Here is a 19796-nt window from a genome sequence, read left to right as displayed (position 1 = left end):
AAATGTGATGATAATGGTCAATTGCCAACAGCGAATATCTTAACTATAAGGTTATAGTCATTTAAACCATATGTCTATAGCCAAACCCATAGTAGAACTCATGCTTCACAAAACAACCATTTCTAGGCCACTATCATGACATCACCTGTATTCACCCCTTTAGTGCTGCCTTGTGGCGCTACCTTACCCAACCGCTTAGCGAAAGCTGCCATGGAAGAAAACATGGCTGATATCGGTCAAGTCCCTGGCCCTACTCTGCTCCGTCTATATAAGAACTGGGCAGAAGGCGGGACAGGTCTGTTAATCACGGGAAACGTGATGGTCGATGGCCGCGCTATGACTGGTCCTGGCGGTGTCGTATTAGACAAACACAGTGAGATAGCGCCTTTTAGAGCGTGGGCAAATGCTGCCAAGCACAACAATACGCAGGTTTGGATGCAGCTCAACCATCCTGGCCGTCAAGTATATGCTGCCATGGGCGGCGATGTGCTATCACCTTCTGACGTGGCAATTGACTTGGGCAAGCACTCCCATCTATTTAGCAAACCGCGTGCGATGACGCAGCAAGATATTGAACAATTGGTCCAGCGGTTTGCCGATAGTGCACTAAAAGCAGAGCAAGCTGGCTTCGATGGTGTACAAATTCATGCCGCCCACGGCTATCTAATTTCTCAATTCTTATCACCGCTTACTAATAAACGTAAAGATAAATATGGTGGTTCGATTGAGAATCGTATGCGATTATTGATCGAAGTAATCAAAGCCGTTCGTGCTCAAGTTGCGCCTACCTTTGCAGTCGCTGTGAAGATAAACTCGGCCGATTTCCAGCGCGGAGGATTTGATGCAGATGATGCCAAAGTGGTTATTTCAGCGATGAATGAATTGGCCGTAGATTTGGTTGAACTATCAGGTGGCAGCTATGAAAGTCCCGCCATGCAAGGCAGCACAGCAGATGGTCGTACGTTGCAACGAGAAGCTTACTTTTTAGATTTCGCAAAGGAGATTGCCCAAGTTGCTACCATGCCTATCATGACGACAGGTGGCGTTAGGCGATTGGCTGTCGCAGAAGATGTACTGGCGCAAGGGATTGATGTGGTTGGTATGGGAACCGCATTAGCCATGAACCCTGCTCTACCGAATAACTGGAAAAATGACAGTACGCTCAGTGCTCACAATCCTGTGGTACGCTGGAAAGATAAGACCTTAAGTGCAGTTACTACAATGGCCGTCATCAAGCGACAATTACAGCGCATGGGGCAAGGAAAGTCACCCAAACCCAATGCCTCGCCAATTTTCTCATTGATTTCTGATCGTATACGAATAAAGAAACTCACCAAACGCTATCATCAGTATTTGAATAAATATTCGACGAAATAACTTTTAATTAATTTCAAAGACAATAAAAAAAGCAGCTACTCTATTTTTGAGTCTCTGCTTTTTTATTTGCATAAGTATTTTTGAATAAATAATATATTTTCTTAATATTCATATAAAAAACAAGTTCATAGAAGAAAGTATTCTCACGCATAGTAGACGCAATTTACGTGGCACTACTAGAGCGGCCCTGTAGATAACACTTAGTAAACGCTCACTATAATCAAGTAACACTATAAACATAGCATATACAGACAGCTGAATTGAAAAGTCCTATATTTGATCTCACAAGATATTTGGAACCAATCATTTATCCTTGTGCAATACAATTAGAATAAAAATTAAATAGTAGTATCAGTAATCAATATCGTGAAATAAGAATCAAAACAGTGATCAAAAAATAAATCAAACACCATAAGTTCAATAAAAGGAATAATACAATGAATGAACATACTCTAAAAGGCGAATGGAACCAAATGAAAGGCTCAGTTAAACAAAAATGGGCTGAGCTAACAGATGATGACCTTACCCATATCGAAGGTAGCCGTGACAAGCTAGTAGGTCGCGTGCAAGAGCGTTACGGTCATGCCAAAGAAGATGCAGAGCGTGAAGTAGATAATTGGCGTGTAGAAAACAAATATTAATATACTCGTTGCATGTTTATTCGCTGCATAGTTACTGTACTGAATAAACTGAAAAACCGCATAGAAATATATGCGGTTTTTTTATGGCAGATTTATACTGTACAGATAAGCTGTTGGAGAAATAAATTACCATCCTCCAGACACGATAAAACCGCATAGCAATTAATTGTTATGCGGTTTTATTGTTAACTATCCATGTTACCTATCACGACTGCTTTTCATGCATCCTTGCACAAATATTCAGTATATTGTGATACTGGGCATCCTGCCCTTTTTACTACACTACAGCTTCAGTATTACTTGCTGCTATCAGCAAAGGGTATGTGTCCTTACTTCAATCGCTATTGTCATCCTGACGCTAGTTATCGAATCATTATCCTTAATGCGGTCAACTCAATCCTTGAGTCACATTCCCTAATGCCGTGTGACTATAATGCCTAACTCTCACTCTTATGTTAAGTCGCGTAAACGTCATTGCGTGTAAGCATATGCTTACAACAATCTATTTTACTTGCCACAATTATTACAACTTATTAACGCAAATGACACCTAGCGCAAAGTTTTGTACTCTATTATAGATAATGTAAGGAAATATTTCGAAAAATAAATCACTAGAAATACTTATTAACTACGAACTAATTTAATGCACCAAAATACCTTAAAAATCTTATAGTTATAGCAGTTATAGATATTTCTAACATATATCGCCTACTTAATACCATCATAGGATACTCCCCATGAAAATAATAAAACCCTTCTCTATTAAGGCCACTTTGTCTACTGGCCTTGTCGTTGCATTATTGGGTACGACAGTGGGTTGTACAGTTGTAGGCTCAGGATATGACAATCAGCCTGTCTATCGTGGTGACAATAATAGTCAAAATAATAATTTTAATCGCGTCAGTCAACAGCTTCGACAAGACTTGCGCCGCAAAGGCTATCAAGTTATAGATATCAGAGCTGATAGTTACCGTGGTGATCGAGCTCTTACGGCTTATGCTAAAAAGAACAACCAAGCCTACGAGCTAAAATATACTTACCCTGCACTAAGACTTATCAGCTCAAGCAAAAAAGCGTGGCCAGATAATTGGGATAATAATAAATCGCAAAATAATAATGGCCGCTATAAAGAAAACAAGCATCAAGATAATTATCAAAATGGTCAGCGCTATAAAAAAGGCGATGTCGAAGACACTATTAAAAGAGAATCACGTTACCCAGTTATCAAACGTCGTGCTATCAATAAAGTAAGGGCTATGGGCTACCGTGTCGAAGATATCGATCTTGAAGAAAAAAACAAGCGCGGCGTTTTTGAGGTTGAGGCCAAACGAGGTGCACAGAAGTACGAGATACTATTAAGTTATCCAAATTTAGATGTGCTCAAAGTCAAAAAAGATTGATTACTTTCAGCATTTTTAGCTAATGAGCTCGGTACGTTTAACTTTTACCCATATTGAGCAACGATATATTATTAGGAGATCATTATGAAAACCCTATCATTTTCAACATTAAAAACGGTAGCGACTGGCAGCACAGTCGCAGCTTTATTAGCAGTGACCACAGGCTGTGTGACTGCGCCGAATGGCTACAATGGCTATGACGACCTTTACGAGCACTCTCATAAGGACAATAAAGGCCATAAAAAACACAAAGACAAAAAGAACGACAAAGACAGCTATGTCTCCGTTGTCGAGCAACGAGCTGCTAGTAAAGTCCGTAGCATGGGATACCGTGTCAAAGACGTCAAATATAAAAATGGTGATCGTAAGATTAAGATAAAGGCTGAACGTGGACGCGACAATTATAAAATCGAGCTAGGCTATCCAAGCTACAACGTAATTAAGCTTAAAAAAGATTAATCGTTCATTAGGGTCTGATATTCACTATTAATACTCAGTTGAAACAATAAAAACTTTATAACCAAATAAGTCATCAAATGATTTATTTGGTTTTTTTATGAAAAACCTTACACTCCATAAGCTGATATTTTCCTATATAAAACTAAAAATCCAAAACTTTTATCACATCATAAGCTGGCGTTTCATAGGGATGTGCCTTTTTTAATGCTGCAATGGTAGCATCGATAAAAGCTTCATCTACCACCATTTCCACTCGCCATTCATCGACCATTTTTAAGCTATCATGCTCACCGATGTGCGGCGTACTACCTGCCAATGGCATAAACTGACCGGCTCCTTGTACCTGCCAACAGCATTGCTCATAGTTTCCAATCTTCCCAGCGCCAGCAGTAAACAGAGCAGATTTCACTTGTTCTAACGCTGCATCAGGAATAAAAACAGTCAACTTATACATATGCTTACCTCATAGAATGGTTTTGAATCTCAATCTGCTAGTTCTTAGATAAAGAAGGATGATCGGTCCATATATAACGTAGCAGCCAGTCTTTGGCGTCACCTGCATAATCAATACCAATACGTGGGCGTAGTGATACAGGTGGCTGGCAGCCATCATCTTCTATCCAAACGTCTGATGTCGGCGAAACAGGTTTGCCATATAAATCGCGCTTAATTTGCAAACGTTTAGTTAATTTGCCAGGGCCTGCGAACTGCTTAGGATGTGTAAACTGCTTATCTGGACTGAGTTGTTGCTCTTCAATCAGACGGTCGCTATCATCCGTCAAAAACCCAGCGCGAATCAATACCGATTCAGGTGACTCTACAGAGCCGCTAATCAAATTTAGCATATGATGCACGCCATAGGTCAGATAGACATAGAACACGCCACCTTGCTCATACATAATTTCTGTGCGCGCCGTTCGAGTGCCTGCATGTGAATGGCAAGCGGGATCATCTTGACCAATATAGGCTTCGGTCTCTGAGATACGCATACGTAGCGTTTTTTGTTGTCCATCACTATCGGTTAGCTTTCGACATAAGACTTTACCAATCAGATCAGCAGCGACCACACAGGTCGGACGAGTGAACCAGTCAGGCTCCAAAACGGTTGATGAGGCAGTAGACATCAGCGAAACCTTTCCTTATTTTTATGGTCTAATTGATATGAGTAAGTACTAACAAATTAGCATAAAAGTAAGATAAGGTATTGCGGACAGTGTTGGCGCTATGTTTGATTTTTTATACGAGCTAAACTACTAGCCTGTGCCTAAAGAATGATACTGGTTGATAAATAGATAGGAGTTGCAGTCTGTTATAAGTGGTTCATTATGGCAGTCTATTTTAAGTAGTCTGTTAATAGGTTCTTGGGGTGAAATAACTGGTTTCGTTGGGGTATACCCTTTGTATGTACTGATCTGGATAAGGTTTGCATATTTAGTCCAGCAGCTGAGTTTGAACCTAGCATTCATGGCAGTAAAGCTTTGGGGAGAATTAAATGATTTATTTTCGAGATAACGAGTCTTGGGTTCAATTTGGTCAGCAAAGATTGGATGACCCTAACATAGTTGTTATAGACTTAATGGGCTGTGAGAGTAAAGAAGATTTCACTTTGACAATAGGGAAGGTATTGTACGGATCTTACAGCCCTAAGCTAGTTACAGGTAAAAGCCTAGATGCGCTTACAGATGTAGTATCAGATTATCTGATTGAAAACTGGTTAAAATGGAAAGAAGTTTACATTATTGGATGGAAATACTTTACTGATAAACATCCTATTTTTTCGCAATATATGTTGTCTTCTTTTGTGAATTCCTACATTAAAAGTCTTTCAGGGGAATTGCAACTAGTTGAATGGGGAGAAAGAAATTTTCAAGATTTGTACCTTTTAGAAGCATTGACCGACGCAAGACCAAAATTTTTTTTGGTCTTGAATTAACATATGAACTTTTTAATAGGTAAAAACACTAGGTAGCCAGCAATTCAAATACGATAGAGTATGTATGCTAAGTACACCGTCATTATCTTAACAATTTAACCTATTGGCATATATAGCTTACAGCCGAAGGTTCAAGTCCTCACTAGGGTACCAACATTAATATAAGGCCATAAAAAAACTGAGCACAAGGCTCAGTTTTTTATTTTATGCTAAGTATCAGATACTTATTTTAATGGTACACCAATACGGTCAGCGACTTCTTCATAAGCTTCGATCACATCACCTAATGATTGACGGAAACGGTCTTTATCAAGTTTCTTCTTAGTGTTCTTATCCCAGATACGGCAGCCATCTGGTGAGAACTCATCACCTAACACGATACGGTCATGGAATACGCCAAACTCTAGTTTAAAATCAACTAGAATCAAATCACCCGCATCAAACAATGCCTTCAGTACATCGTTGACTTGATAGGTCAGCTCTTCCATTTTAGCCAGTTGCTCTTTGGTCGCCCAACCAAGAGATACAGAAAGTGATTCGTTAACCATCGGATCACCTAGCGCATCATCTTTATAAAACAGCTCATACGTTGGCGGCGTTAGTGCCTGACCTTCTTCTAAACCTAAACGACGTACCAAACTACCAGCTGCAAAGTTACGAACCACGCACTCTACAGGAATCATGTCCAAGCGTTTAACCAACACTTCGTCATCAGACAATTGCTTCTCGAAATGTGTTTCGATACCAGCATCAGACAATTTTTGCATGATAAAAGCATTAAAGCGGTTATTAACCACACCTTTACGTGCTAATTGTTCGATACGCTTACCATCAAGCGCTGAGGTATCATCACGGAAGTGCAAAATCAGAAGATCATTGTCTTCTGTTTCATAGACAGATTTGGCTTTACCTTTATACAGCAGTTGTTGCTTTTGCATTATGGGGGTTCCTGTTCGTTCAAGCTTATGTGGTAAAAACGCGCAGCTACCGCTGACTGATGTAAGATACATGGCTTGCGGCTATGATAAAAAACGCAACTGTCAGCGATATAGATAAGGGAGTAAGTTTAGTTCGAAGTGTTGCTAACAGCACGCTGAGGTTTTGGCAGCTGATACTGATTGCCTGACTCATTTTGTAGTTGGAGCGTGTTTGCCCCAGCATTAGGTGTTGAATACAAAGGTACAAAAGGTGCCGTTTCTTGGGCGGCAGGTAGCTCTATCGGTGCAAGCTTTTTGCTTTGTTGATAATCTAAGCTGCCGTTGTCACGTTTACCAAGCAGGTTTTTGGTCGCTTGACAGCCGCTTAATACCAAAGTGCTACCCAAAACCAAGGTCAGCATTGCTGGAAGTAGTTTTGTCGTCTTTGATGATACTGTTTTTGATGATACTGTTTTTGATGATACTGTCATCATGTTGTCTCTCTGAGTTAGCAGTTATTGCTCATGTAGGCGATTGACTTATCATGATAAGTTGACTTGCTGCTAGCTCGAATATCAATCATCGAGCTAGCAACAAATCTAAAATCGCCGAATATCAATTGGCTAAATATCAATTTATCGTAGATTTGCTCGAACCAATGCTTCATCAATAGTCGCATGATGCTGCTCCGCGAGCCAAACCAATGGCAGACGGATACCTTTATCGATAATGCCCATTTTATGCAAGGCGTACTTCGCTGGAATAGGGCTTGATTCGATAAATAGGTCACGGTGCAGATGCTTGACCACGTCATGGATTTTACCAGCCGCTTCAAAATCACCACGTAAACCTGCAGAAAAAGTCTCACTCATGGCTTTTGGCGCCACGTTAGCAGTGACTGAGATATTGCCTTTGCCGCCTACTTTCATTAGATCAAGTGCAGTGCCGTCATCACCAGATAGTACAACCATTCTGTCACCAACAGCTTTGATCAATTGCTCACCGCGACCGACAGATCCTGTCGCATCTTTAATAGCAACGATATTATCGATATCACACAAACGCTCGACCGTTTCTTGAGCGATATCAACCACTGTACGTCCAGGCACGTTATACAGCATTTGCGGTATATTTACGGCTTTGGCAATGGCTTGATAATGCTGAAACAAGCCTTCTTGTGGTGGCTTATTGTAGTAAGGAGCGACTAGCAACGCACAGTCTGCGCCTGCATCGGCAGCATCCTGAGTCAGCTTGATGGCTTCCATCGTGTTGTTGGCACCAGTACCCGCGATGACTGGTACACGACCTTTGACATGCTGAACGAAATAGCGAATGACATCGCTATGCTCTTGCATAGATAGGGTCGCTGATTCGCCAGTAGTACCAACAGCCACAAGGCAATGCGTGCCCTGCTCGATCTGCCAATCTATGAGATCTGCGAGACGTTTATAATCGACCTTACCGTCAGGGTGCATGGGCGTTACCAAGGCTACCATTGAGCCTTGTAGTCGGGTTTTGATCTCGTCGTATGCTGTGCTCATAACCGTGCCTTACTGTATTATCCTAGCTTTTATTAAAGCTGTCACATGATAGGTCGTTTGCAAGTGTCCATTACTTTGTGTGCGTTGATAAACGCTGATGGCGTAACTTACTTGATGTTAATGCTGCGTCTCTATTTACTATAATAGCGTTTGTATCATAGATTATTATATCTACGATATCAGTATCGTGATGGCAATTCACCAAGAATAATAGGCGTACCTACTGACCGACAGAAATATAATAATAAGAGTGCTCGTTAGTGTAGCATATTTTGATTTGACCGCTATCAATCAATTGGCAGTCAGCCCATAAATTTAGTACCAAAAAATGGGCATTATTTTTCGCTTAGACTTATAGAATTTGAACTAAAACCTTATAGATAAATAGTTACATCGTTAAAGGAGCAGTTTAGCTCAATCAATGTACGCTGATAAGTCTCTTATGTAATATTAACGAATCGTCAACACATCGATAGTAGGTCGATAGAATCGAAAAGGCAACCCTCTCGTACCGATGCTCATAAATATACAATATTCTATTAATAAGCTAAATAGAAAGCACAATTATTGACGTGCGCGCTGCCTTTATACTCTGCACCGTAATCTGAGTTACGTTATTAGTCACATTAACAGCCACACTTTAATTATGACACCTACTCAATACGTAGACCAATAATAGCAGGAATGCCTTGGCGTATAACTTCTATAGTGACCACGCCTTTTTTAGGAAGAGATGAGATAGCACCTGAAAAGTCTGCCACTGTTTCGATCGGCTTTTGATGAAAGTTGGTAATAACATCACCTGCCAGAATACCTGAGCGCGCGGCCAATCCAGTAGGATCCACCGTGGTAACCAATATGCCTGTTTTATTATCGACAGCGATTTCTGCTTGTTCATCTGCCGTCAAATCGCGTAAACGTAGGCCCAACTGTACATCATCATTTTGCTCATTACCGCTCTGTGCTCTTACATCATTGGGTGCATAAGCGAGCTTGCCGTTAATCACCATCTGCTTACCATTACGCTGAATCCGTGCACGGAAGGGGTCGCTTGGACGCGCTCGATTGAGCAAGTTCAGCAAATCTGATGCCTCCATGATTTGTACGTCATTGTATTGCAAAATGATGTCACCAGGTTTTAGGCCTGATTTTTGTGCTGGTGAATCTGGTGATACACGAGTCAGTAAGGCACCTTGAGGGCGCTCTAAATTATAAGCCTCGGCCAGATTGCGATCGATATCTTGTGGATAGATTCCTAGATAAGCACGCGCCACTTCACCGTCATTTTTTAGCTGCTCATAAATATCCATGGCAGCGTCAATAGGGATAGAAAATGACAGTCCCATATAACCGCCCGTACCACTAAAAATGCGCGAGTTAATACCAATTACTTCGCCGCGCTGGTTAAATAGTGGCCCGCCAGAGTTACCCGGGTTTAATGCCACATCCGTTTGGATAAATGGTACGCTCGTCTCACGCGAAAAACTACGCGACTTGGCACTGACAATACCAGCAGAGGCTGAATAGTCAAAACCAAATGGCGAACCAATTGCTAACACTGGCTCCCCTACTTTTAGACCACTTGAGTCGCCGATAGGCAGGGCTGGAAATTGACTGCCCTCAACTTTTAGCACGGCCACATCTGAGCGCTCGTCACTACCAACCAAAGTTGCATCAAGCTCAGTTCTATCATTGAGCGTCACAGTGATTTTGTCCGCACCTGCGATGACATGATGATTGGTTAGCATATATCCATTGGAGGTAATAAAAAAGGCCGTACCATAAGCATGTTCAATCGCTGGCGTAGCAACTCGATCAGGGATGCGTAGACGATCACCAAAGAACTGACGCAACACCTCAGCAGTCTGAGCCTTAGCAAGCTCGGCTTCACTAATCGTTTTGGTGACATTGACACGTGCCACTGCTGGCGTGACTTGTTGCACCAAACCAGAGAAATCAGCCGTAGTGACTGCAGCCTGGGCACTGTTTATCGTCGTAACAGTAATACTAGCGAACATAGTGGTACTAACAGCGAGTGCTAGAGCACTACGTTGTAACCAGTGCTGCATATTGGCAGTGGTCTGTCCTTTGAACATATTGATAGGCATTTTGTGTCCTCCATATGAGTAATCGCTGTTATTAACAGCCACGTTATGATTGTCAGCGATAGCGACTACACCAAGCGGCATGCCCCTATTCGTTACTATTTGGTGAAATTATATTCTTTTATCTATTTATCTTGTCTATTTATGCGGCGCAGCACTTTTATTCGAACTTCTTGTTATAGCTCTTTAGCCGTTACTTTACGCTTATTTTTATCACTACTCATTACTTGAATATTTATAGAGTGCCTGTCTTTAGAAGATGGTTAATAGTGTAGAACATGGTTAATAGTGTCTTATAAAAATAAATACTCTCAGCGATCAGTATATGACATTTCATGGTGCTAACACTATTATCCTGTGCGCGACGTGCATGCCCCACGCAGCTACTGTATGATAAATAAAAACTTAAAGTATTGTGCTGATGCCTTTTGCATAGTGCAGGATAACCCAAGGCAGCGTTATTTCATATGGGCTTCGTATACTTTTGTGGCCTTGAGATAGCTTTTTAGCAGGTACGGCTTACATCAGCTTGAAATAAAATCATGGTATGATGTCAAACCAAATATTTTACTAAACAAACAAAAGTTAGCTTGTATATGAGGCTGTTTATTGCAGGCTTATGAACTGGCTATCATCACTCTTGTTTTCCATCTTTTGCATTTCTAGCGTATTGTGATTTATCTAGAAGCGCTTTTGTCTTTGCTACTTTATAGTAGTTATATCATATCTAGCTTATGTTGTGATTCATAAGGGCTATCAGTGCGATGGCCTAACTACAACAAAAACGGATAACAACTTATTGTTAAATAAACGGTAGCGACTATCTTATAACAGCTATCGATAGATATAAAATATGACAAGATTATAAAAGGATTAATTTATGGATACCGCCCTTTTGCTATCCGGCGTGGTTGGGATTGGCATTGCCGCCCAATGGTTGGCTTGGTATTTAAAGCAACCATCCATTTTATTTTTATTACTGATTGGTATTATCGTCGGCCCAGTGCTGGGTGTATTTGACCCAGATTTGGTATTAGGCGAGCTGATGTTTCCTTTCATCTCTTTGGGCGTAGCGATTATTCTATTTGAAGGATCGTTAACGCTAGAGTTCGATGAGATTAAGCAACATGGTACCGTGGTACAGATGCTGGTATCGGTCGGTGTACTGATTACCATTGCTATCGTGGCCCTATCGACTTATTTACTATTCGATGTCGATCCATTGATTGCTCTACTATTCGGTGCGCTAGTCTGTGTGACTGGTCCGACGGTCATTATGCCGCTGCTGCGTAGTGTACGCCCCAACAAAACCATTTCCAACATCCTAAAGTGGGAAGGTATTATCATTGACCCAATCGGCGCTATCGCTGTGGTATTGGTCTATGAGTACATTATCTCAGGCGGCGAAGCCAGTAGTATTCTACTGTTTGCTAAGATTGTCGTATTGGCTACTGCAATGGGTATGGCGGGCGCTTGGCTACTTGCGTTCCTTATGCGTCGTCATATGATTCCTGAGTTTTTGCGTAATGTTTTTACTCTAGCATTTGTACTGGTGTTATTTTCAATATCAAATCATCTAGAGCATGAATCTGGTCTATTGACCGTTACAGTATTGGGTGTGGCGTTGGCAAACTGGCCAAAATTCCCCCGTGAGACGATTTTAGAGTTCAATGAATCGTTAACTATTCTGCTGATTTCAGTGCTATTCATCATTCTGGCGGCGCGTGTAGAGCTAGCAAGCTTGCTTAGTGTGGGTTTTGCAGGGCTAGTGCTGCTCGCTATCGTGATGTTTGTCGCACGTCCACTATCAGTCTGGGCATCAGCTATCGGCTCTAACCTTAAGACCAATGAAAAGCTGATGATTAGCTGGATTGGGCCACGTGGTATCGTTGCCGCTGCCATCTCATCTCTGTTTGCGATTCGTTTGCAAGAGTATGATATTCAGGGCGTAGAGCTACTTGTACCTCTCGTATTTATGGTTATCATCGGTACGGTCATGATTCAGGGTCTGGGTGCAAAAGTCGTCGGTAATTTACTTGGCGTACGTGAGCCTGAGACTAACGGTATCCTTATCGTTGGCTCAAACCCAATTGCGCTATTGATTGCTACCTCTCTCAAAGACCAAGGCTTTGACGTCATCGTTGCGCACAATAACTACACCAATATTGCACGCGCACGCATGAGCGGTCTGCGTACTTACTTTGGCAATCCCATCTCTGATCACGCAGATCATCATTTGGATCTGATCGGTATTGGTCGTTTGTTTGCGATGAGTATGGACAAAGAAATGAACACATTGTCCGAGATTCATTATCGTCATGAATTTGGTGAGCGTAAGCTATACCGTCTTAAATTCAGTGATGAGAAAGTCAAAAGCGAGCGTGATGACAAGCAATCGAACTTCCATTCACAGTGGTTGTTTGGCAAAGACGTGACCTATACCAAGCTTGCCAGTATGCTGTCCAAAAAAGCTCGAATTAAGATTACCAACATCACGGATAGCTATAGCTTTGAGCAATATAAAGCGGATAATAAGCAATTCGTACCGTTATATACTGTCGACAAAGAAGGCAAACTGCACGTTATCACCGATAAGTTTGACGGTACTGTCCCTCGTGACCGTAAGCTTATATCGCTAGTGGTAGACGATGAAGTACAGCCAAAGCCGGTCGATGTAACGCCTAAGCAAGAGCAGGCTCGCATGGCAGCGGATGCTAACTTTGAATCCAATTCAAAAGCCCCTGAAAAGCGCAAAGAGCAGGAGCCTAGCCCTGATGACAATCAGACAGCAGCGCCAGAGTCTTCGGTAGATAGTGACAAAAATGATGAGCAAAACACTGCTAATCAGTTATCAACCACTCAAAGCAGTAGTACCGAGACTAAGTCACCTTCTAGCAATACCGTAGAGAAAAGTGAGCCAGTAGAAGAGCCAAAAACGTCTGCTACTAATGTGGATAATAAAGGTGTCATGTCTGCAAACTCAACAGCGACTTCGAAGACCAAAACCTCTACGAACAGTAATGGCAATGGTAGTGCGCCTAAAAACAAAAAAGGGGCGCTTGACCCAAATCGTCTACCTGACTCTGCTCAGGATAGCGACGCCTCTATCGCTACTACTGATGGTGTAAAAGTAGATAAAATAGATGACAAATAACGTGCATAGTTATCTGCTTTACTGACTTAAAGATAAAATATTTACCGTAATAAAAAGCCCCAGCAATGTGCTGGGGCTTTTTATTGGTGCTAACTAACTGGCTAATAACTGGCTATCGATACTTCTAACTGCCCTATAAATCTACTTGGCAAAATTTAGTTATTTGATATCGAATCTGTCCATAACCGTCTGCCATATACGCGCACTCACATCATCCGTACTGCCCGATGCATCAATACGTTGTATACGCTCAGGATATTCGCTCGCAAGCTGGCTAAAACCAGTATGCACCCAAGTAAAAAACTCGGTAGCCTGCTGCTCAAAACGATCTGCCGCACTGCGTTTATTGGCACGTTTCATACCCTCTGCTACTGGCAAATCTAGCCACAATGTTAGCTCAGGAAGCTGCGTCACAAATTGTTTAATGAGCATATCGATTTTGCCGCGTACCAACTCGTCGCCATACGCACGCCCAAACCCCTGATACGCAATAGTAGAGTCGGTAAACCTGTCACATATTACCCAAGTACCATTTTGAAGCGCTGGTAAGATGACCTGCTGCATGTGATCACAGCGCGCCGCAAACAATAGTAGCAACTCGGTATCGTCTTCGATATCCGTCGCTGGATCTAATAGTATGTCACGCAATTGCTCGGCAAATGGGCTACCACCCGGCTCACGAGTACGTAGATAAGGGATGCCATTAGCTTCTAAGCGCAAGCATAACTGTTCAATCGCGGTAGTTTTGCCCACGCCCTCAGTCCCTTCAAAACTAATAAAGCGGCCTAACGTAGGTGCCGTCTCCGTATTTGAAGCACTTGATTCAGGTAGATTCGATGATGGGGTGTTGGTATGTGACGGTGTTGCGCTGGTGTGCATAGATACTGACATGATATGACCTTATGTCATTGATGAGCGCTACCTCTACTTTGTAGCGCTCAATAAACGATAAGTTTTTTAAGAGGATTAAGAAGGAATATTACTGCGGCGGCGTTTGAGATTTTTTCTCACGCATGACACTGAGATAGTCTTTTACCGCTTGATTGTGCTCAGCCAAGCTATTGGTAAATTTGTGCCCACCATTGCCCGTTGCCACAAAATACAACGCTTCACTATCAGCAGGATGTAAGGTCGCTTCGATAGAGGCCGCTGATGGTAGCGCAATTGGCGTTGGCGGTAAACCATCAATTTGGTAGGTGTTATAAGACGTTTTCTCATCGATGTCTTTGCGGCGGATATTGCCATCATAACGACTGCCCATACCATAGATAATAGTCGGGTCCGTCTGCATACGCATGTTTTTATTCAAGCGATTTCTAAATACGGCAGAAACTAAAGGACGTTCATCAGCAACGCTGGTCTCTTTTTCGATAATAGACGCCATCACTAACGCTTCGTAAGGACTCTTATAAGGGAGATTCGGCGCACGATTTTCCCACGCATCAGTCAGTACCTGCTGCTGACGCTTATACAAGTCAGTCAATACTTTTTTATCGCTGGTTCCTTCACCATAATAATAGGTATCAGGCGCGAACCAACCTTCAAGATTATAGTTAACAATCGGGTCACTGCTATTAGCCACACTATCTGGCAATACACCCGTCAAATCTAGTGCTTGGGCGATACTGGCATTGTCACTATCTGCGGTCAGTACTTCTTTTTCGATTTTGTCGTTGTCACGCAGCGCTTGGTAAAGGTCTTTGGATGTCTTACCTTCGATGATCTGTACCTTGACCATGGCTGCTTTTGCGCCTTGACCTAGTATTTGTAGCGCCTCAGCGATAGTTGGGTTTTCGGGTAATTGATACGTACCAGCATGCAACGGCGCATCGACTTGTGACTTGATATATAGCTTGGCCACGCCTGCCGAAAACAGCGGAATCTGCTGCTGCCACTGCGGTAGTAGACCATAATACGTCTGACCTGGCTCAATCGTGACCATTTGCTGCGGCTGCTCGATACGCCCAAACAACGTCTGATAAACCATGACCAAGAAAAATGCAGCAATAAGCCCTAGCACTAGCAGCACTTGATAGCCACGTTGCATAAAAAACGATGGGTTATTGACTTTATATTGACGCGGTTTACTGTTGCCGCTGATGAGCGAGACGTTGGTTGCTGGCGTTGCTGATGTGTCTTCCACCTCATCTACCACTGGTTGCGCGTCCGGCAGCGTGGTATCGACACGCTCCTCGACTGTGCCATCTTGCTTATTTGACGGCGACTCATTGGGACGTTCAGGTGGTATATTGGGTGTAGGCTTGCTCATGGCAACTCGCGAGGCAGATGTTTGCTAGAATTTAGCACTGAACCGTGCGATTTTCAATGGTATTTGCTTAGCTTATGAATTGATGAGTGAAAAATGCTATAATTTTGCGCTCAAATTCTGCAATACAATCTATGCAAAGAAGGTTCTTAGTGATGGCAAAACCATTTGTAAAGTGGGTGGGCGGTAAAGGCCAATTAATACCAGAGATCACTCAACGCTTACCTGAATATGTAAAAAATGGCCTGCCATATATCTATGTCGAGCCTTTTAGTGGTAGTGCTGCATTGGCATTACATCTTTTAGATAGTGAGCATCCTCCTACTGCAGTTATCTTAAACGATATAAACACTGACCTCGTTAACCTTTATAACGTTATAAAGTCTTACCCTCATGAACTATTAGCATGTCTAAAAGTAATTCAATCAGAATATGACCAACTTGAAGACAAGGAAGCGAAGCAACCTTATTATTATGCTAAACGCGACGAGTTTAATACTCGGCAAGCTAGTGACATTGAGCATGCTGGTCTATTTATCTTTCTAAATCGTGCAGGATTTAATGGTCTATATAGAGTAAATAGCAAGAACAAATTTAATGTTCCTATTGGTAGCTATAAAAAACCTAATTTTGTTTTCGAAGACACTATCTTAAAAGCATCAGAAGTATTGAGTAAGGTAGAGGTATACAATCAAAGTTATGAAGATACACTCGCTCATTTGGAGCAATCAAACAAAGACAACTTACCTGCTTTGTTTTATTTTGATCCACCTTATAAACCTTTAAGTGAGTCTTCTAGCTTTACGTCTTATTCTAAAGATAGCTTCAATGATGAAGAGCAAGAAAAGCTAAAGTCTTTCTGTGATTTAATAGATAAAAGAGGTTACCAGTGGCTGCTTAGTAACTCTGATACTACAAACCTTGACGCAGAAAATATGTTCTTTGACACTCTATATTCAGACTATAAAATAGAGAGAGTCAAAGCTAGTCGAAGTATTAACTCAAAAGGTTCAAAACGTGGTCAAATTAATGAGTTACTGATTAGGAATTACTGATAGGCGAGTGTTATCTAAATAACCTCAAATGTTAACACTATCAATGAGCTCCTTGGGTACAAAGAAATATCTAGAACCTTTATTTTCAATATATGCCAATGTATCTCGATACCTTTCATTTTCGAACCAATCATTTAATAGGTAGTAAAATTCGACTTTCATATCTAAAGGGGAGAACATTTTTTGATATTGTTCTTTCTTGAACGGAAAAGTAACTAGCTTTTCATCTACTGAACCACCTACTTTCTGATATTTTTTTTCAATAATATAGCAAGTATCTCCAACGATAAGAACATCATCTGGTAGTAGTTTGGCACTGATATAATTTTTATAAAAAATTCCCTTGGGCTCTAAAAACATAGTATAAAGACTATGTTTCGAGAAATACTCAGCTACTAAATTTTCGCTTCTATAGACTTTATTCCCTTCAACCTTGTAACCATCAATGCTACTGATAATCTGCAATAGATCTGTATCCCTCTCAAACTTTAGCCCATTAGCATTAGTTTGTGCGCCACCGCCATATATATTTGGTTTTCTTGACATATTAAACAACCTCAAATGTAAATAATTCCGACAAACTTATCTCAAATGCATTAGCAAACACTGCTATGTTTTCTAATGATGGATTGCGTTCACCCCTCTCTATCATGCCCACGTAGTTGTAATGGAAGCCTGTCAATTCACCCAACTGCTTTTGACTTAACTCACGCCTTCTACGTAACTCACGAATTCTTTTGCCAAACTTAACTAGAATTAATTTTTTCATTTGCTCTACGCTCAATAATTGGTTACTATAAAAAACACACAATAAGTGTTATTTTTATATCTTTTGGATAAGTCGTTGAGGATAATATGATGATAAGTATCGAGAACCTTACTATTAATATGAATGCTACCTCTTCAACATCTGATGATTTTTTAAATACTCAAAGCCCCATAGACGTAAGGGAAGAACTGATTAACATGCTCCGAATCATTAGCGAAGATAAGAGGTTTATTGGTCAAACTGTTGTTATTCCAAATGATTGCGGGCAGTATGGTTTTGTACAGGGAGAGTTCAATTTGCCTGAGATCCTTTACTTCTTAGCCGATATGCTGGAATAGACATGGAAAGTCACTCGTTTTTTAATAGTACTAATTTAGATTTTAGCTTACTGAAAGGTGACTGCTTAACTGTTATCCCTCAGTTAGATAATAATGTAGATATGGTCTTTGCCGATCCACCTTATTTTTTGTCCAATGATGGTCTGACAGTGAAAAACGGTAAAGTCCAGTCAGTCAATAAAGGTCAATGGGACAAGCTTGTCAGTGACAATGATGCTTACGTATTTACCTACGAATGGCTGTCTGCTGTACGAGAAAAAATGGCAGATAATGCGACCTTATGGGTCAGTGGTACACACCATAATATTTTTACCTTAGGACGTATTTTACCGCAGCTTGGTTTTAAGATACTTAATGTTATAACTTGGGAAAAAACCAATCCACCACCCAACTTTTCTTGTCGGTTTTTTACTCATTCTACAGAATTTATTATTTGGGCAAGAAAACATCCTAAAGTACCGCACTACTTCGATTACGATTTGATGAAGAGACTCAATAACGATAAGCAAATGAAAGATGTGTGGCGCTTGCCAGCAATTGCTAAGTGGGAAAAATCTTGTGGTAAGCACCCTACGCAAAAACCTTTGGCTTTACTAGCTCAAATTATTTTAGCTTCTACTAAGAAAAATGCAGTGGTTCTCGACCCTTTTTCTGGCTCTGCGACGACAGGTATTGCAAGTAATGTCTTAGGAAGGCAGTTTATTGGTATTGAACAGGAAGCTGAATACCTACAACTTAGCCAAGCGCGTTACGAAGACCTACAACAAGAAGGAAGAAAAGAGTTTTTCAAACAGCATTTCTATCGTTTATTGAATAAAGAGAGTAACAGCTAAACGGATTCAAAATCCACAACATCACCTGACAATAACGTCAGACTGCTCATTGGCATGATACCGCGCAGTGCATTGCAAAAGAAGAGCTGCGTTAGTTCAGGTAAATCCTCATCTTGTAGCGACCTGATTATGACTGGATATTGTGTCGGAGATAGTGCATCTATAATTACCTGACGCATGACGCCAGCGACACCCGATTGAGCCATAGAAGGCGTGTACCACTGGCCAGTGATTAGGTAGTTCTCATCATCTTTGTGAATACTAGAGCTAGTTTTGGGTTCTGATAGTGGTGCTTCTGCCAATTGATAGAATACATTACTCATCGTACCCTCAACCCACTGCCCGCTCATATCACGTAGCAGTCCTTCACTAAGTGTTGAAGCAAGCTTTGATGCCAATGGCTCAGCTTTTATCCGTTGTAGCTCACCACTAGCGAGAACATTATCTAAACGATTAAGGCTCTTGAGACCTGCCAACGGTGGCGGTAAGCAAGCAATCTGAGAAGACAAACATATTGCCGAAGCATTAGGTTGGATAGGTACTAAGTTTCCATCAGGCAAAGACAATTGCAGCGCAGTAGAAACTCTCATTGCCGTAGCCTTTAACCATATCTCACAGTCGCTACCATTTGCATTAGGTGCATAGCCATAACCGCGCACATCCTGCGCAGCGCGGGTGACTACTAGCTTTAGCATACCCTGCTCTAACTGCTGGGCATACAGTTGCAGTACGGCTAATAGCTCTTCGCTGTCTATATTCAGCTGCAAGGCTTCAGCATGAGAGACAAGCCGCTGATAATGATAGTCTGACCATAGTATCAATCCATCAATGACGCCCATGGTGGTAAAAAAACCGTCAGCGTATGCCAGCCCGCGATTATCTAAAGACATCGTTACCGTTTGGCTGGTTGCCCTATCATCTTCGGTCAAACTACTGTCATCGGTCACACTGCTGTCTTGAGGGTACAGACACACCCAGCCGTTTGGCACTGACATCGTATCGGTCATG

20 protein-coding genes are annotated in these 19796 nt (G+C 41.6%); 9 read left to right on the top strand and 11 right to left on the bottom strand.

Features of this window, described 5'->3' with window-relative positions; all coding sequences use genetic code 11:
• Positions 1-135: 135 nt before the first annotated feature.
• The 4 genes from IEE84_RS00870 to IEE84_RS00855 all read left to right on the top strand — a co-directional run bounded on the left by IEE84_RS00870 (position 136) and on the right by IEE84_RS00855 (position 3877).
• A complete protein-coding gene (locus IEE84_RS00870) occupies positions 136-1377 on the top strand; it encodes an NADH:flavin oxidoreductase/NADH oxidase family protein (protein WP_191114561.1) in 1242 nt (413 codons plus the stop codon).
• 437 nt (positions 1378-1814) lie between these two features.
• Positions 1815-2018 carry a CsbD family protein gene (locus tag IEE84_RS00865; protein ID WP_191114560.1) on the top strand — a complete coding sequence of 68 codons (204 nt, stop codon included), beginning with the start codon at positions 1815-1817 and terminating at the stop codon, positions 2016-2018.
• A gap of 737 nt (positions 2019-2755) precedes the next feature.
• On the top strand, positions 2756-3418 hold the full coding sequence (locus IEE84_RS00860) for a hypothetical protein (protein ID WP_191114559.1): 663 nt from the start codon (positions 2756-2758) through the stop codon (positions 3416-3418).
• Positions 3419-3502: 84 nt separating this feature from the next.
• Complete coding sequence (locus tag IEE84_RS00855) at positions 3503-3877, top strand: hypothetical protein (protein ID WP_191114558.1); 375 nt, start codon at positions 3503-3505, stop codon at positions 3875-3877.
• Between the two features lie 142 nt (positions 3878-4019).
• Here the strand turns inward: IEE84_RS00855 and IEE84_RS00850 are convergent, their stop codons facing one another.
• Together IEE84_RS00850 and IEE84_RS00845 are read right to left on the bottom strand one after the other, a co-directional pair.
• Positions 4020-4331, bottom strand: coding sequence for a YqfO family protein (locus tag IEE84_RS00850; protein WP_191114557.1), 312 nt, complete (start codon positions 4329-4331; stop codon positions 4020-4022).
• A 37-nt stretch (positions 4332-4368) separates the two neighbouring features.
• Entirely contained in the window at positions 4369-5001 is a 633-nt protein-coding gene (locus tag IEE84_RS00845) for a DNA-3-methyladenine glycosylase (RefSeq protein ID WP_191114556.1), read from the bottom strand.
• 368 nt (positions 5002-5369) lie between these two features.
• Here IEE84_RS00845 and IEE84_RS00840 point away from each other — a divergent pair, with 368 nt between their 5' ends.
• Positions 5370-5810, top strand: coding sequence for a hypothetical protein (locus IEE84_RS00840; protein ID WP_191114555.1), 441 nt, complete (start codon positions 5370-5372; stop codon positions 5808-5810).
• 224 nt (positions 5811-6034) lie between these two features.
• On the opposite strand, the gene purC is transcribed toward IEE84_RS00840, so the two are convergent.
• From purC to IEE84_RS00820, 4 genes are all read right to left on the bottom strand, one after another.
• Complete coding sequence (gene purC / locus IEE84_RS00835; protein ID WP_057757995.1) at positions 6035-6748, bottom strand: phosphoribosylaminoimidazolesuccinocarboxamide synthase; 714 nt, start codon at positions 6746-6748, stop codon at positions 6035-6037.
• Between the two features lie 128 nt (positions 6749-6876).
• On the bottom strand, positions 6877-7221 hold the full coding sequence (locus IEE84_RS00830) for a hypothetical protein (protein ID WP_224737823.1): 345 nt from the start codon (positions 7219-7221) through the stop codon (positions 6877-6879).
• Between the two features lie 141 nt (positions 7222-7362).
• Positions 7363-8268, bottom strand: coding sequence for a 4-hydroxy-tetrahydrodipicolinate synthase (gene dapA / locus IEE84_RS00825; RefSeq protein ID WP_191114554.1), 906 nt, complete (start codon positions 8266-8268; stop codon positions 7363-7365).
• Positions 8269-8921: 653 nt separating this feature from the next.
• On the bottom strand, positions 8922-10286 hold the full coding sequence (locus IEE84_RS00820) for a Do family serine endopeptidase (protein ID WP_416383477.1): 1365 nt from the start codon (positions 10284-10286) through the stop codon (positions 8922-8924).
• A gap of 967 nt (positions 10287-11253) precedes the next feature.
• Between IEE84_RS00820 and IEE84_RS00815 the strand changes: the two genes are divergently transcribed.
• Positions 11254-13527, top strand: a complete 2274-nt coding sequence (locus IEE84_RS00815) for a cation:proton antiporter (RefSeq protein WP_191114553.1) — start codon at positions 11254-11256, stop codon at positions 13525-13527.
• Positions 13528-13686: 159 nt separating this feature from the next.
• Here the strand turns inward: IEE84_RS00815 and tmk are convergent, their stop codons facing one another.
• Together tmk and mltG are read right to left on the bottom strand one after the other, a co-directional pair.
• Positions 13687-14406, bottom strand: a complete 720-nt coding sequence (tmk, locus tag IEE84_RS00810; protein WP_191115328.1) for a dTMP kinase — start codon at positions 14404-14406, stop codon at positions 13687-13689.
• 100 nt (positions 14407-14506) lie between these two features.
• Positions 14507-15796, bottom strand: a complete 1290-nt coding sequence (mltG, locus tag IEE84_RS00805) for an endolytic transglycosylase MltG (RefSeq protein ID WP_191114552.1) — start codon at positions 15794-15796, stop codon at positions 14507-14509.
• 152 nt (positions 15797-15948) lie between these two features.
• On the opposite strand from mltG, the gene IEE84_RS00800 reads away from it, so the two are divergent.
• Positions 15949-16848 (top strand): DNA adenine methylase, encoded by a 900-nt coding sequence (locus IEE84_RS00800; protein WP_224737818.1) that lies wholly within the window; start codon positions 15949-15951, stop codon positions 16846-16848.
• A 24-nt stretch (positions 16849-16872) separates the two neighbouring features.
• Here IEE84_RS00800 and IEE84_RS00795 read toward each other — a convergent pair whose 3' ends face one another.
• Positions 16873-17394, bottom strand: a complete 522-nt coding sequence (locus tag IEE84_RS00795) for a hypothetical protein (protein WP_191114551.1) — start codon at positions 17392-17394, stop codon at positions 16873-16875.
• A 1-nt stretch (position 17395) separates the two neighbouring features.
• Positions 17396-17617 (bottom strand): helix-turn-helix domain-containing protein, encoded by a 222-nt coding sequence (locus tag IEE84_RS00790; RefSeq protein WP_191114550.1) that lies wholly within the window; start codon positions 17615-17617, stop codon positions 17396-17398.
• A gap of 89 nt (positions 17618-17706) precedes the next feature.
• Here IEE84_RS00790 and IEE84_RS13050 point away from each other — a divergent pair, with 89 nt between their 5' ends.
• Entirely contained in the window at positions 17707-17955 is a 249-nt protein-coding gene (locus IEE84_RS13050; RefSeq protein ID WP_224737816.1) for a hypothetical protein, read from the top strand.
• 2 nt (positions 17956-17957) lie between these two features.
• On the top strand, positions 17958-18788 hold the full coding sequence (locus IEE84_RS00780; RefSeq protein ID WP_191114548.1) for a DNA-methyltransferase: 831 nt from the start codon (positions 17958-17960) through the stop codon (positions 18786-18788).
• On the opposite strand, the gene IEE84_RS00775 is transcribed toward IEE84_RS00780, so the two are convergent.
• Positions 18785-19795, bottom strand: coding sequence for an aminotransferase class IV (locus IEE84_RS00775; protein WP_224737814.1), 1011 nt, complete (start codon positions 19793-19795; stop codon positions 18785-18787). The two genes, IEE84_RS00780 and IEE84_RS00775, sit on opposite strands and share 4 nt — an antisense overlap.
• Position 19796 lies beyond the last annotated feature (1 nt).

This window comes from Psychrobacter sp. 28M-43 (assembly GCF_014770435.1).
Taxonomy (GTDB): domain Bacteria; phylum Pseudomonadota; class Gammaproteobacteria; order Pseudomonadales; family Moraxellaceae; genus Psychrobacter.
This window is presented reverse-complemented; position numbering and strand designations above follow the sequence as displayed.